Here is a 13,366-nt window from a genome sequence, read left to right on the forward strand (position 1 = left end):
ATAACCTCACCTGTTCCCGTTGTAAAAGTGTTGGTGTGCTGAGGCAGTGGTGGCTGGTGCAGCAAAACAGAAGGGCTTTCTTATACAATCATTCAGTTGGCTCTTCTCCATGAATTATCAGAGTAGTGTTATCTCGACCGCAGGGAGAGATCTGAAATTCATAACTTCTGCGTTACCAGATCTCTCCCTGCGGTACCAATGACAAAAAATAGTGTGAAATGAAAAGTAATTCTGAAAATTGCCTGCAAGGCCTGTAATCCGGTCTGCAGTTCCTGCCACCACTGCCTCTGCTCCTCTTTACAAAGTCATTACTTTATTTAGCTCGTGCAGCACCCCGTTTTGTAACTGCTGGTCTGCCTGCACAATACGCACGCCATTGAGTAAAGTCTCTCCTTTTTTGCGACAAACCCGGATCTTCTCGCCGCTCAGGGTTTCTACCTGCGCTCCGTCTTTAAAATCCTTCTCCAGGTAATTGCCTCTTAAAATATGCCCTGATAATACCGTTTTGATTTTATCAGGCGATTCGCTCTTTAACGCTGCCAGCGATGCTTCTGAAGGAGCCAGCAACGTAAAGTTATCTTCGTTGGAAAGAATGGCAATCAGTCCGGCGGTGGTTAAAAGCTCTGCCAGCACAGGCCGGTTATCTATTACAAACTGTAAAAGGGAAGGATTCTGCGGCGGAACAGGAGTGATGGCATGCGCATACAAGCGCGGGCAACTGGCTACAATAAATACAATTAGAACCAGGTTATAAACTATATTTTTATATAATGCTTTCATGTCTTAAAATGCTTACTGCTGTCTATATTCAGTACGCATTTTAAGACTAAAAGGTAAATACCTGGAAGTGATTATACTATAAAAAATACAAAATCAGAACAAACTCCAGTTACTGATCTGCTCAATAAAGAGCGGCCCCGCCTTGGGCACCAGCGCCAGGCTGAGGATAAAACCGTACAAAGCGCCGAATAAGTGGGCATCGTGGTTGATGTTGTCGCCCATGCGTTTGCCCTGGTAGTAAGAGTAGATAATGTAGAGGATGCCGAGGATAAAGCCAGGAATACACAGCAGCGCATACAGACAAATATCATCTGTCGGGAAAAAGAGAATACTGGCAAACACCACAGCAGCCACCCCACCAGAGGCACCTAAGGCGCGGTAACCCGGGTCGTGCCGGTGCTTGATATAGGTTGGAATATCCGATACGACAATCGCGCCCAGGTACAGGAGCAGGTAGAGCAGGATGCCGACGGTTGGGCCAAACACGTAGCTGAAAATGTACTCCACATTACTGCCAAAGAAGTAAAGCGTGAACATGTTGAAGAACAGGTGCGTGAAGTCGGCATGCAGAAAGCCCGAGGTAAGAAAGCGGTGCCAGGAGTTGTCGCGCTCTACGCGGTAGGGTTCAAAAATCCAGTTGCGCATCAGGTCGTGATTTTGCCAGGCATACCACGAAATACCAACCGTAACGATGATGATGACAAGGGTAACGTCTAAATCCATTCCGGAGAATTATTTTTTTAAAGTAAATTAACTGTCGCGCTCCATAAGCTGCATGGCCAGGCCGCGAAGCGCTGCTTTACGGGCGTCAGGCACCTGCACAGCACACAGGTGCTGCAACGCTTTCTGGAAGTAGAGATCTATCTGCTCTTCGGTCTGCTGCCGGAGGTCCAGCGCATTATAAACAGCTGTTACAGCCTCCACTTTTTCTAAGGCTATGGCTGCATTGGTCTGGTGCCGCCAGCATGTTAGCACGTCCAGTTGTTGCGGGTTTGCCTGTTCCAGGGCCGTCAGCATCAGGAAGGTCTTTTTATCAGAGAGAATGTCGCCGCCTACCTGTTTGCCGAACTTGGCTTTGTCGCCATACACATCGAGCAGGTCGTCGCGGAGCTGGAAGGCAATGCCGATGTTGTTGCCGAAGGCTTTGAGGTGTTCGGCATCCTCTTCCGGTGCCCCTTGCAGGATAGCACCCAGTTCGAGGCTGAAGCCCAGGAGCACGGCTGTCTTGAGCGTGATCATTTGGATGTATTCGTCGATGCTTACCTGCTCGCGCTGCTCAAAGTTCATGTCGATCTGCTGCCCTTCGCACACCTGGGCGGCTGTTTCGGAGAACTTCTGCAGTACCGTCGCCAGCTTATCAGGCGCAATGCCAAAGAGCAGTTGGTAGGCGCGCACCAGCATCACGTCGCCGCTGAGGATGGCGGTGTTGGCGTTCCATTTTTCGTGCACGGTTTGCTGCCCGCGGCGCAGCGGCGCCTTGTCCATGATGTCGTCGTGCATGAGCGTGAAGTTGTGGAAAACCTCTACTGCTGCGGCAGGCAACAATGCGTTTTCCACATCCTCGTCGTACATTTTTGCCGCTAAAAGCACCAGCAGCGGGCGAATTCGTTTTCCGCCCAGCGACATGATGTAGCGTATGGGTTCGTAAAGTTCCGCCGGGTTTTCGCCGTAGCGAAGTGTTGATAAGGTTTGATTCAGTTTATCAGACAGTACTGCGATATCCACAAAAATCTAATGTTGTTTCAGGGTTTTAACTAGCTCCAGATCGATGGTGCGTTCGGCCAGGTTCGTACTTTTTACCTCTACCACCACTTCGTCGCCGAACGAGATAATACGTTTGCTCTGACGGCCAATGATGCGGTAGTTGTCGGCATCCAGCTCGTAATAGTCGTCGTTGAGGTCGGAGAGGCGCACCATGCCTTCACACTTGTTTTCTTCGATCTCCACAAAGATACCCCATTCTGTGACACCAGACACTATTCCTTTATACTCGTTTCCGATGGTATCTTTCATAAACTCTACCTGCTTGTACTTGATAGAGGCACGCTCGGCATCGGCAGCACGTTTTTCCATGTCGGAAGAGTGGCGGCAGCGGTCTTCGTACTCTTCCTTATCCACCGACTGCCCCCCATCGAGGTAGTGCTGCAACAGGCGGTGCGCCATCATATCGGGGTAACGACGAATAGGCGAGGTGAAGTGCGAATAGTGGTCGAAGGCCAGGCCAAAGTGGCCTTCGGGCTCAGTGCTGTACTTTGCCTTGGCCATCGTCCGGATGGCCAGGTTCTGCAGCACGCTCTGCTCCGGCTTGCCTTCCGTTTCTTCAGCCAGGTTGTTCAGCTCGTTTGATATGTCGCCATCCGGATCAACTTTATAGCCAAACTTGCGGGCGAAAAGCGAGAAGGTGCTCAGCTTATCCGGGTCGGGAGAGCCGTGCGTACGGTACACCATGGTCGGACGTTTTTTGCCCCTGCCCTTGTTAAATACAAACTCAGCTACCTTTTTGTTTGCCAGCAGCATGTATTCTTCTATCAGCTTGTGTGCATCCTTGCGCTCCTTCACATAAATAGAAAGCGGTCTGCCCTGCTCGTCGAGCTTAAACTTCACCTCGATGGTTTCGAAGCTGATGGCGCCGTTTTTAAAGCGTTTGTCTTTGAGCTTTTTGGCAATGTCGTTGAGGGTGTTTATTTCATAGGCGAAATCTCCTTCGCCGGTTTCGATGCGCTCCTGGGCTTCTTCGTAGGCAAAGCGGCGGTCGGAGTAGATAATGGTACGGCCAAACCAGGTGTCGTAGAGTTTACCATTGTCGTCGAGCTCAAACACTACTGAGAACGTCAGCTTCTCTTCGTTGGGGCGTAAAGAACACAAGCCGTTCGACAGCCGCTCGGGCAGCATCGGGATGGTGCGGTCGACGAGGTAAACGGAGGTGGCGCGGTGGAAAGCCTCTTTCTCCAGCAGCGATTTGGGGTGCACGTAGTGCGTTACGTCGGCAATGTGCACGCCAATTTCCCAGTTACCATTTTCGAGCTTCTGTATCGAGAGCGCATCGTCGAAGTCTTTGGCATCGGCGGGGTCGATGGTGAAGGTGGTGACGTCGCGGAAGTCGCGGCGGATTTTTATTTCGGCGGTAGTTATCTTGTCCGAAATGTTTTCTGCTTCTTCCTCCACAGCCTCCGGAAACTCGAACGGCAAGCCAAATTCGGCCATAATGGAATGTATTTCGGCTTCGTGCTCTCCGGCAGGACCAAACACACGCACTACTTCACCAGTCGGGTTCTTATCCGGTGCGTCGGGCCACTCCACTATCTTCACCAGCACTTTGTCGCCGGACTTGGCATCGTTCAGGCCGCGTTCGCCGATAAATACATCGAAGTACAAACGCTTGAAATCGGGCACAACGAAGCCGTAGTTTTTGGAGAGCTGCATAATACCCACCAACTCCGTACGCTGGCGCTCGAGTATCTCCACCACAATGCCTTCCTGGCGACCATTGCGCACCATCGGCAGCACCTCTACCTTCACCACATCGCCGTGCATGGCATATTTCAGGTGCTCCCGGAACACCCGCACATCGTCTTCGGTCTCTTCCGACACAATATAGGCGTATTTGCTGTTGGCCAGGTCCACGCGCCCGGTAATGATGTTTACGCGCAGGTTGAGCATAAACTTATCATCGTCGAGGGCAATCAGTTTGGTTTCCTTTACCAGCCGGCGCAGGCATTCGTTTACTTCCTCGCGGCCAGATTTGGTGTTAATGGCCAGCCGGCGCAGGATCTGGCGGTAGCTGAGTGCGGTATCAGGCGATTGGGCAAAGGCTTCGAATACTTTTGCTTTCATGCCTCTGGGGCCACCCCCGCCGCCACGGGCTATATCTTCCCTGGAGGAGGAACCTGTCAGCAAAGGCCTTTCCCTGGATGGACCGCCCCCGGATGCTCTGCCCCTGGACGAACCGCCGCCACCTCTTGAGGAACCCCCTCTTTTTGAAGATGAGCCGCTCCTGGAGCCGCCCTTCCTGGCTCCGCTTTCTGATCTTTCGCTTCGTTTGCTGTTTCTGCCTTTCATGTTCTATTTTGTCTCTGTGGCGCAACCGGTGGTTGCGCTCTTTGGTGTATTAACCTTTAGCTTGAAAATATGTTCGTATACGCCTGCAAGAGGAGGCGTGGCTAAAGCTGTTTCTTATATCTGCTTCAATTTATAGAAAAAAGTCTATATTTTAGGTATACGAGGTGGCAATTCCGGCGTATGTTTGAATATCTGAATCACGGATTTGAAGGATTTAAGGATTACACGGATTTTTTGGGTAGCGCGTTCCTCTTTCTGAAATGCATGAAACACAAGCGTCACGTAATCTAAAAACGTGCAGTCAGAGCGTATGTAACAGCATCTGTGGAATCTTTAAATCCTTAAAATCCGTGGTTCAGGCAGGAGCAGTGGCTATGGTGGCAGGAGCAGTAACGTTTTTAGCATCAAACCTATTGAAAAACTATGTCAAAGAAGAAAAAGAAATCCGGTGGCGGTGCAGCGCCGGCAAAACTGAGCGACAAAGGCTACCTGAGCAGCGGCCGTGCCCGTAATCTGCCTGTATACAAATGTCTGATAAACGAAGGTTGGGAAGAGCAGGGAATGGCGCAGGTGTATGTGCTCCGCCAGCATGCCAACAGCAATATAACCGTGGGTATTTACCTGGTCGATACTTTTTGCGCGGGCATGAAAGACAGCTTTTATCTTTTCAACGAGCCACTGCACCAGGTGGAAGAAAGGATTGCTTCCCACCCGCTGCCACTGGAGGAGATATCCTACGAGCTGGCCCACAACATTATTTATGGCGCCATCGCCTTTGCCCAGGAATACGGCATTGAACCCGATGCCAGCTTTAGTCTCACGCAAATGATTCTCGAAGAAGATACTGAGGATGTGGAGCTGATCGAGCTGGAGTTTGGCCGGAACGGCAAACCGGTTTTGATGCTTAACCCCGACAGCGGCCCCCGTGTCGACTATTTTAAACGCCAGCTGGAGAAGTACGCAGGACCAGGAAATTATGAAGTGATTGACATGATGGATGATGAATTTGAGGACGAGGACCAATTTGACGATGAAGATGAGGACGATTATTTCCAGTACCCCGAAGACTGGGACGAAGAAGAATGGGAGGATTTTATAGAAGAAACGGAGCCGGAAGCCCTGATAAAGTACCCGGATGTAGGCCTCTACATGTTCGAAAAAGTAGTTTCGGAACCGGCTCGTGCCGAAGAATTACCTCAGTCTGAAACAGTTGCATTTGACATCAATTTTGACCCCTTACCCACTGATTATTCAGAAGAAGAGGCGGAAGAGGTAAAGGAGGTTACAGAACTAATAAATCGTTATAAACCATCAGACGACGAATTAGAAGATCTTAAAGACAGGCTGAAAGCAACTATTGAGCAGTGGCCGGAAAATTTCGTTTTTAAAGAAAAGCTGGTCTATGTTTACCGTGCCCTCGAAGAGGATGCTGCTGCAGATAAAGTAATTGTGGAGCTTTACAATCAGTTTCCAGACGCTATCAAAGCAAAACGGTTGTATACAGAGTACCTACTGGACGAAGGAAGAATAGACGATGTTCCCGCTGTTTTTGACAACAAGTTTAGTTTTGTAAGGCTTTTCCCGGAGCGTAAAACGTTTCATATTTCTGAAATAGCGGATTTTAACTACGCCATGGCGGAATATTTTCTTGCAAAGAAAGATGTACGCGCAGCTAACACTTACTTAGATATTTTAGAAGAATTGGATAGTAATGGCCCAAACAAGGGCAGTGTTCCATTAAGCTCCATGCTATTTTTTACTGTTAAAGCAGCTGTAATACAAGAAATGGAGCCGGTGCTGCGCGAAGCAAAACAGGACGAAGTTAAAAAGCTGCAGCTGATTGCCAAGCTGGTGAAATGATTGTCTGAACCTCAGAATAAGCAGATTTAAGGATGGCGCAAATTTTCCGAAACAGCTTTAATAATGTAAAGCCGGTTTACTATCGAAACGGCTTTACATTCTGCTGTCCCTGCCTGTATAGCTTTGTACTTCTGTTTCAGTGTCTGGTTTATACAGTTACTTCAGGTAAAAACCTATAAAAAGCTGTAAGGACGAGCTTTGAAGACCTACCATATCAACTTCATTGTCGTAATAACTTTTATCTGCACGAAGCTCAACTTCCAAACCTTTTAACATATTTGGAAAGTAAATACCTGCGCCTCCTGAAACACCATATATCAATTCTATATTACTTCCAGGTTCATCGAAAGTATCGTTGTATGTAAATCCATGAGGAGTTCTTTTTATCTGGCTCTTAAAGGCTGTACCAACATGAGGCCCAAATGACAGATAAGGTCTGTATCCCTTGGATGCGAAAGAATAACGGATCAGAACAGGTAACTGTAAGAAATTGGAAGAAATGTTTGCATCTACAGTGGTAAAACTATTAAGAGGAACCTTTAATGTAGCCTCTCCTTCTCTATGAATAAATTGAAGTCCAGGCTGTAAAGCAAAGCCTATATCTTTTCCCAATAATTTTGCAGATATACCTGCCGCAAAGCCTAACGTATGACCAAAAGTTCCACCAGAATTATACTTATTGCTATTACCAAGCCGGAATTGATGCGCATCTAAAGCCAAATTAATTACAGGCTTAACAGAAAACTTCTCAGGAACATAGCTAATAACTTGATTCGCTTTGTGTCCCGTACATGTATTATAGTAGTCTACAAACTCTGATAAGTCATTTAATGTGTACTTGTACTGTTGCTTAGAATTTTTATTACTTAGACTATCACCTGTTTTACATTCTGCTGAAAGGTAGGAGACGAAACTCAAAAAATTAGTAGGGGTAACAACAAATAGGGTATCATTTCGCTTCAAAAAGAAATTTTCTTTTGTATTAGCATACTTTTGCCTGTATAAGCTCAGATAACCCGTTATTATTTCCTGGAAGTATTTATCATGCCCCATTATACCGTGAACAGAAAAATATTTTCCGTCAGTAAATGCTGCTTTTATAGTAGAAGGGGTGTAAAGTTCTTTTTTAAATTGGCTATTCTCAAAAAGAAGAAGAGAATCGTTTTTAATGGCTACCTTCCCTCTTAAAGTATCATTTTGAATTGTTACTATATATCCTTCCATAAGCCTTTTCTGACCATAAGCTTGAAAAGAAATAAAAAAGATAAAAGGAAAAATAAGCTTAGCTACTATATTCACTGCTGTTGGTTATGAATGAAAATATACAAAAAATAATATTCGCAAAGGTAAATTAATTTATGGAATAGAATAATGCATGAGAAATTTAATATTAAAGAATCTTATTTCATTTGTATTTGAATTCATACCATTCCTGCCCGCATCGCCTCCCGCTTCTGCTGCGCGGCCATAATGTCTTCGGGCTCGCCTTTCGGGATGGCGCTGATGAGGGTGCGGGTATACTCCTGCTGCGGGTTGCGGTACATCTGTTCGGGCGTACCGCTCTCCACGATCTGCCCTTTGCTCATGACCAGTATCCGGTCCGACATGTATTTGGCAACGGAGAGGTCGTGGGTAATGAAGATGTAGGTCATCCGGAACTCCTGCTTTAGCTTGTTGAGCAAATTAAGCACCTGCGCCTGCACCGACACATCCAGGGCCGATACCGATTCGTCGCAGATGATGCACTTCGGCTGCAGTGCCAGTGCCCTTGCAATACAGATTCGCTGCCGCTGACCGCCCGAAAACTCGTGTGGATAACGCTGAAAGTGTTCCGGTAGAAGTCCCACCTTCTCAAGCAGTTCCATCGCTTTTCCACGGCGTTCTTTTTCGTTGGCATAGAGCTTATGCACACGCATCGGCTCTATAATGGCATCGCCAACGGTATGCATCGGGTTGAGCGAGGCGTACGGGTCCTGGAAAATCATCTGGAAGTGGCGGCGGCCTTTTCGCATTTCTTCTGAACTCAGTTGGGCAATGTCGCGCCCGTCGAAGATGATGTTGCCGGAAGTCGGCTCCACAAGGCGCAGGAGTGTGCGGCCAAGCGTGGTTTTGCCACAACCCGACTCGCCAACAAGGCCGATGGTTTCGCCCGGGTACACATCGAAGCTCACACCGTCTACCGCCTTCACGTAATCGGTGGTGCGGGAAAAGAAGCCTTTTTTGATGGGGAAGTACACCTTCAGGTTTTTTACCTGTAGCAGAGGTGGCTTCTGCCGGTTTTCCTGCTGCTGCTTAATACTCGTAACAGTGCCTACATATTCGTTTACTACATCCACCAGCGACGGCTCATATACCTGCGGTTTCTTTTCCACAATCCTTCCGTCCGGCGTTTCCTCCATAAAATCCGATACTGTAGGCAGAATAGACTGCGGCTTGGCCGTTAGTTTAGGGCGGCAGGCCAGCAGGCCTTTCGTGTAGGGGTGCTGCGGATTGGTGAAGATATCGAGCACCCTCCCCTGCTCTACCAGCTTGCCTTTGTACATCACCAGGATGCGGTCGGCTATCTCGGCTACTACGCCCAGGTCGTGGGTGATGAACAGCACGGCGGTGTTTTCTTTTACCCGCAGCTCGTCAATCAATTCCAACATGCGCGCCTGCACCGTAACATCTAAGGCAGTGGTGGGTTCGTCAGCAATTAACAAAGAAGGCTCGCAGGCCATGGCCATGGCTATCATTACACGCTGCTTCTGCCCCCCGGATATTTCGTGTGGATAAGCATCGTAAATCTTCTCCGGTCGCGGCAGCCTTGCCTTCTCAAAAAGGACAATGGTGCGTTCCTTGGCCTCTTTTTCGGATAAATCCGTGTGCAGCAGTAACACCTCCGCCACCTGTTTTCCACAGGTATACACCGGATTCAGCGACGACATCGGCTCCTGGAAAATCATGGAAATTTCATTGCCACGCACCTGCTGCATCTGCTTCTCCGAGAGTTGAAACAAATCCACCTGCCCCAGCCGCTCCGACTGGAAGATAGCCGTTCCGCCTGCTATCTTTCCCGGCGGGGTATTGATCAGCCGCATCACCGACAGCGACGTTACCGACTTGCCAGAACCCGACTCTCCTACGATCGCCACCGTCTCGCCCGGGTATATCTCAAACGATACCCTGTCCACGGCCTTGGTGGTGCCGCGGTGTGTGGAAAAAACCGTTTCCAGGTTCCGGACCTGGAGAATGGGAGCAGGTGTAGCCAAAAGTTGTACAGGTTATGCTTCTGGTAAAAATAAGGGTTTACAAAATAGAGAAAAAATGTTATTTTAATTAAATAAATCTGTTTAGCTTGTAATAAAATTATTTATATTTGCAACCGTATAGTACTCGCTAATATACATTTAGTTGCCCCTACCTATCTCCGCTCCGAAAGGAAGAAATAAAACTTGATTCAGTAGCTGAAATAATCTTTTTATACTTCATAAATGAAAAAAAATCTACTAATTCCAAGTATGTTCCTGGTGCCAATGCTGCTGTTTTCCGGTTGTGCATCTATGTTAAATTCAAAATACCAGAAGCTGAATATCACTACCAGTAACACTTCGGCCAAGGTTTATGTTAATAAGGACTTTGCCGGACAGGGCAAGGTTGTTCCTGTTAAGCTGGAAAGGAACTTTAAAGTACAACAGCTTAGGGTAGAGCAGGAAGGTTACAAGCCTGAGTATAAAGTGGCCCTTCAGTCAAAAAGATCGCCGCTTTACATCCTGTCGTGGCTTCCGTTAGGCTCTGTGTTTGTTGTGCCGACTTATGGTATTTTCTCTCTCATGATACCATATTTAGATATGGGGGCTAAAAGCTTCAATTACAAAAAGGATGATATCAATATAAAGCCTGCTTCTAACATTATTGCCAGAAAGGAGAACAACAAATTTATTTACCTTGAGAGCACCTCCTTTAATGTAGGCAAGGAAGATCTGGTTTTTAAGAGCTACAGAAATCACGAAGACTACTACAAAGGGAAGAAAGAAACTTCTTCTACCAAAGGCAAAAGCGACATTAAGTTAGACAACACCATTTTTTCGGACGCCCTAACAGATGTGCTAACCAAATACGGTTACACCGACACTACACGATCTATCTTACGAAACAGGACTAACACGCTGTATATGAGTGCTGAGGTAAAGAACCTTCAGTTTGTGGACCTGTTCAATTATAAAAGAAAAAGAGCCCAAAGCTATTCTATAGGAGAGGCAACTATCGACTGGACCTTTTACGATGTATACGGTCAGAAAAAGTATCAAAAAACAATCACATCAAAATCAGGTGAATTCAGCCCGGACTTTTATGAGGAGCCACAGGACTTTGTTGTTAACATTCTTGAAGACGCTATCACGGCATCTTTTTTTGAGGTACTGAAAGCAAAAGAAGTGCAGACGCTTTTAAATGAAGAAGTAAAAGAAAAGCCTGCTTACCAGCCGCTTGCCATTAAAAAAAGTAACGTATCCTCGCTGGTGAAAACAATAGCCGATGCGCAAAATGCTACCGTAACCATTGCAAGCAAAGACGGGCATGGCAGTGGCATTGTGATAAACAACGAAGGCTATATTTTAACTAACTTTCATGTAATAGCTAACCAAAAGGACAACCTGAAGGTAATATTAAAAGGGGGCGAAAAACTTACCTGCAATGTTGTACGAGTAAACGAATTTGCTGATTTAGCGCTACTTAAAGTAGATAAAGAACTCACCTCTTCTTTTGATTTACCCGACGTGTCTGATTATACTCCAGGAATGGATGTTTTTGCAATCGGAACACCTAAGTCTATCGAACTTGGTCAGACTTTGTCAAAAGGCATTATTTCTGGCATCAGGAATGATAAAGAGTCTGAATGGATACAGACCGATGTGAGCATTAACCCTGGTAACAGCGGCGGTGCGTTGATAGACAAAAATGGTAAACTGATCGGGATTGTAAATTCAAAAGTTACCGGCTTTGGTGTAGAAGGAATCGCTTTTTGTATACCAGCATATAAGGTTACCCAGTTCCTGGCACTAAGTTATGAATAGCATGCTGTAATTTTTTAGAGTAACAGTAACAAAAGCGGCTGCTCCACCTGGGCAGCCGTTTTTGTTTTTACACTCTTTTTGTTCTTGTTTGCGACAGAAGAACATAGCTGTTAACTTTAATACTTAAATTTTCATCGACGATGACCACCAATACCATTATTTTCGATTTAGGTGCTGTTTTAATAGACTGGCACCCGCACCACCTGTACAAGAAGATTTTCGATAACGAAGAGGATATGCACTACTTCCTCGCCAACATCTGCACCCCGGAATGGAACGAGGAACAAGACGCTGGACGCACCTGGGAAGAAGCCACCAACCTCCTGCTGGCCCAATACCCCGAGCACGAAGCCAACATCCGGGCCTACAGCGAACGCTGGATAGAAATGATTGGCGGCCCCATTGAAGGCACTGTCGAAATTTTCCGGGAGCTAAAGGAAAGCAGCCTTTACAAAATCTACGCGCTTACCAACTGGTCGCATGAAACTTTCCCGCTGATGCTGGAGCGCTACGAGTTCCTGCAGTGGTTCGATGGCATTGTGATGTCGGGTGAAGAAAAAGACCGCAAACCTTTTCCGAGCTTTTACCAGCTGCTCCTCGACCGCTACCAGGTAAAGCCAAAAGAAGCGGTGTTTATCGATGATAACCTCCGTAATATACACGCTGCAGAACAGATTGGCATTCCTTCTGTTCATTTTACTTCGCCTGAGGAGCTAAGGGAGAAGCTCGTAGAGCGGGGGGTGTTTTAGATAGTATGACCTCGCAGCGTCTTTCAGACCTGCGAGCGTCTTGCTCGCTACAAAGCAAAGAAGATTTCTCCGCTTCAACAGTTCTAATTTTTATGTCTTTCCTGTAGTATCAGCTATCCCGGAGACGCTCGCAGGTCTTGGAGACGCTGCGAGGTCTGTGCAAATAAAAAAAGGGGCTGCTCCACATGGAACAGCCCCTTTTTGTTTATAAACCCTGCCGCCTCTCGGCTGGCGTATGATTTTCTGGGTGGTGATGGTGCTCGCCGAAGAAACGCTTCTGGTTGAGGAGTATCAGCACTACGCCTATGAAAATGGCCGAATCTGCTACGTTGAAGATGGGCCACAGCGACATGGGTCTGCCGCCGAAAATGGGTACCCAATGCGGAATGATGCCTTCCCAGATGTCAACGTAGAACATATCGATTACCTGTCCGTGGAACCAGGGCGTGGAGGAGCCATAGGGGGCGTTGTCGAACCAGACGCCGTAGAAGGTGCTATCGATGAGGTTGCCGATGGCGCCGCCGAGGATGAGGGCGATGCACCAGACAAGGCCTTTCGGAGCTTTGTGCCTTACCAGGTAGTACAGGTAATAGCCTATACCAAACATGGCCACGAGCCGGAACAGCGTCAGGATGAGTTTGCCGTAGTCGGAGCCCAGTTCTACCCCGAAGGCCATACCCGGGTTCAGGGTGTAGTGCAGCTTCAGCCAATCGCCGATGAGCTTAATCTCGCCTGGCAAACCCATTTCCATGTTGTAGTGCACGATAAGCTTTACCGCCTGGTCGACCAGGATGACAAGCAAGCTCACCAGGTAATATTTCCAGTATTTCATATGGTTAAATTAGGCAGCGCATGCACCGGGTG

Annotated in this window: 10 protein-coding genes; 3 read left to right on the forward strand and 7 right to left on the reverse strand. The window is 47.4% G+C overall.

All coding sequences use genetic code 11. From position 1 onward, the window contains the following. Positions 1–297 precede the first annotated feature (297 nt). From DCW36_RS07170 to rnr, 4 genes are all read right to left on the reverse strand, one after another. Complete coding sequence (locus DCW36_RS07170; RefSeq protein ID WP_114777656.1) at positions 298–780, reverse strand: fasciclin domain-containing protein; 483 nt, start codon at positions 778–780, stop codon at positions 298–300. A gap of 93 nt (positions 781–873) precedes the next feature. Then, positions 874–1,503 carry a rhomboid family intramembrane serine protease gene (locus DCW36_RS07175; protein WP_114777657.1) on the reverse strand — a complete coding sequence of 210 codons (630 nt, stop codon included), beginning with the start codon at positions 1,501–1,503 and terminating at the stop codon, positions 874–876. A 27-nt stretch (positions 1,504–1,530) separates the two neighbouring features. Next, the gene (locus DCW36_RS07180) at positions 1,531–2,505 is read right to left on the reverse strand and encodes a polyprenyl synthetase family protein (RefSeq protein WP_114777658.1); all 975 of its coding nucleotides are present in this window, start codon (positions 2,503–2,505) and stop codon (positions 1,531–1,533) included. Positions 2,506–2,511: 6 nt separating this feature from the next. Then, positions 2,512–4,839, reverse strand: a complete 2,328-nt coding sequence (rnr, locus tag DCW36_RS07185; protein ID WP_114777659.1) for a ribonuclease R — start codon at positions 4,837–4,839, stop codon at positions 2,512–2,514. A gap of 423 nt (positions 4,840–5,262) precedes the next feature. On the opposite strand from rnr, the gene DCW36_RS07190 reads away from it, so the two are divergent. Then, positions 5,263–6,699 carry a hypothetical protein gene (locus tag DCW36_RS07190; protein WP_114777660.1) on the forward strand — a complete coding sequence of 479 codons (1,437 nt, stop codon included), beginning with the start codon at positions 5,263–5,265 and terminating at the stop codon, positions 6,697–6,699. A gap of 156 nt (positions 6,700–6,855) precedes the next feature. Here the strand turns inward: DCW36_RS07190 and DCW36_RS07195 are convergent, their stop codons facing one another. Together DCW36_RS07195 and DCW36_RS07200 are read right to left on the reverse strand one after the other, a co-directional pair. Further along, positions 6,856–7,998 (reverse strand): porin family protein, encoded by a 1,143-nt coding sequence (locus DCW36_RS07195; protein WP_114777661.1) that lies wholly within the window; start codon positions 7,996–7,998, stop codon positions 6,856–6,858. Positions 7,999–8,120: 122 nt separating this feature from the next. Next, positions 8,121–9,950 carry an ABC transporter ATP-binding protein gene (locus DCW36_RS07200; RefSeq protein WP_114777662.1) on the reverse strand — a complete coding sequence of 610 codons (1,830 nt, stop codon included), beginning with the start codon at positions 9,948–9,950 and terminating at the stop codon, positions 8,121–8,123. Positions 9,951–10,241: 291 nt separating this feature from the next. Here DCW36_RS07200 and DCW36_RS07205 point away from each other — a divergent pair, with 291 nt between their 5' ends. After that, positions 10,242–11,753, forward strand: a complete 1,512-nt coding sequence (locus DCW36_RS07205) for a S1C family serine protease (protein ID WP_164891052.1) — start codon at positions 10,242–10,244, stop codon at positions 11,751–11,753. Positions 11,754–11,893: 140 nt separating this feature from the next. After that, positions 11,894–12,502: an HAD family hydrolase gene (locus DCW36_RS07210; protein ID WP_114777664.1), complete on the forward strand. Its 609-nt coding sequence runs from the start codon at positions 11,894–11,896 to the stop codon at positions 12,500–12,502. A 205-nt stretch (positions 12,503–12,707) separates the two neighbouring features. Here DCW36_RS07210 and DCW36_RS07215 read toward each other — a convergent pair whose 3' ends face one another. Continuing rightward, positions 12,708–13,334 carry a lipoprotein signal peptidase gene (locus DCW36_RS07215; RefSeq protein ID WP_114777665.1) on the reverse strand — a complete coding sequence of 209 codons (627 nt, stop codon included), beginning with the start codon at positions 13,332–13,334 and terminating at the stop codon, positions 12,708–12,710. Between the last annotated feature and the right edge of the window lie 32 nt (positions 13,335–13,366).

Origin of the sequence: Botryobacter ruber, from assembly GCF_003347595.2 — a bacterium.
GTDB lineage: Bacteria > Bacteroidota > Bacteroidia > Cytophagales > Hymenobacteraceae > Pontibacter > Pontibacter ruber_A.

What these genes read in the sequence shown, in the direction of transcription:
- DCW36_RS07170 (WP_114777656.1), bottom strand. Translation starts at nt 780, where the DNA reads ATGAAAGCATTATATAAAAATATAGTTTATAACCTGGTTCTAATTGTA.
- DCW36_RS07175 (WP_114777657.1), bottom strand. Translation starts at nt 1,503, where the DNA reads ATGGATTTAGACGTTACCCTTGTCATCATCATCGTTACGGTTGGTATT.
- rnr (WP_114777659.1), bottom strand. Translation starts at nt 4,839, where the DNA reads ATGAAAGGCAGAAACAGCAAACGAAGCGAAAGATCAGAAAGCGGAGCC.
- DCW36_RS07190 (WP_114777660.1), top strand. Translation starts at nt 5,263, where the DNA reads ATGTCAAAGAAGAAAAAGAAATCCGGTGGCGGTGCAGCGCCGGCAAAA.
- DCW36_RS07205 (WP_164891052.1), top strand. Translation starts at nt 10,242, where the DNA reads ATGTTAAATTCAAAATACCAGAAGCTGAATATCACTACCAGTAACACT.
- DCW36_RS07210 (WP_114777664.1), top strand. Translation starts at nt 11,894, where the DNA reads ATGACCACCAATACCATTATTTTCGATTTAGGTGCTGTTTTAATAGAC.
- DCW36_RS07215 (WP_114777665.1), bottom strand. Translation starts at nt 13,334, where the DNA reads ATGAAATACTGGAAATATTACCTGGTGAGCTTGCTTGTCATCCTGGTC.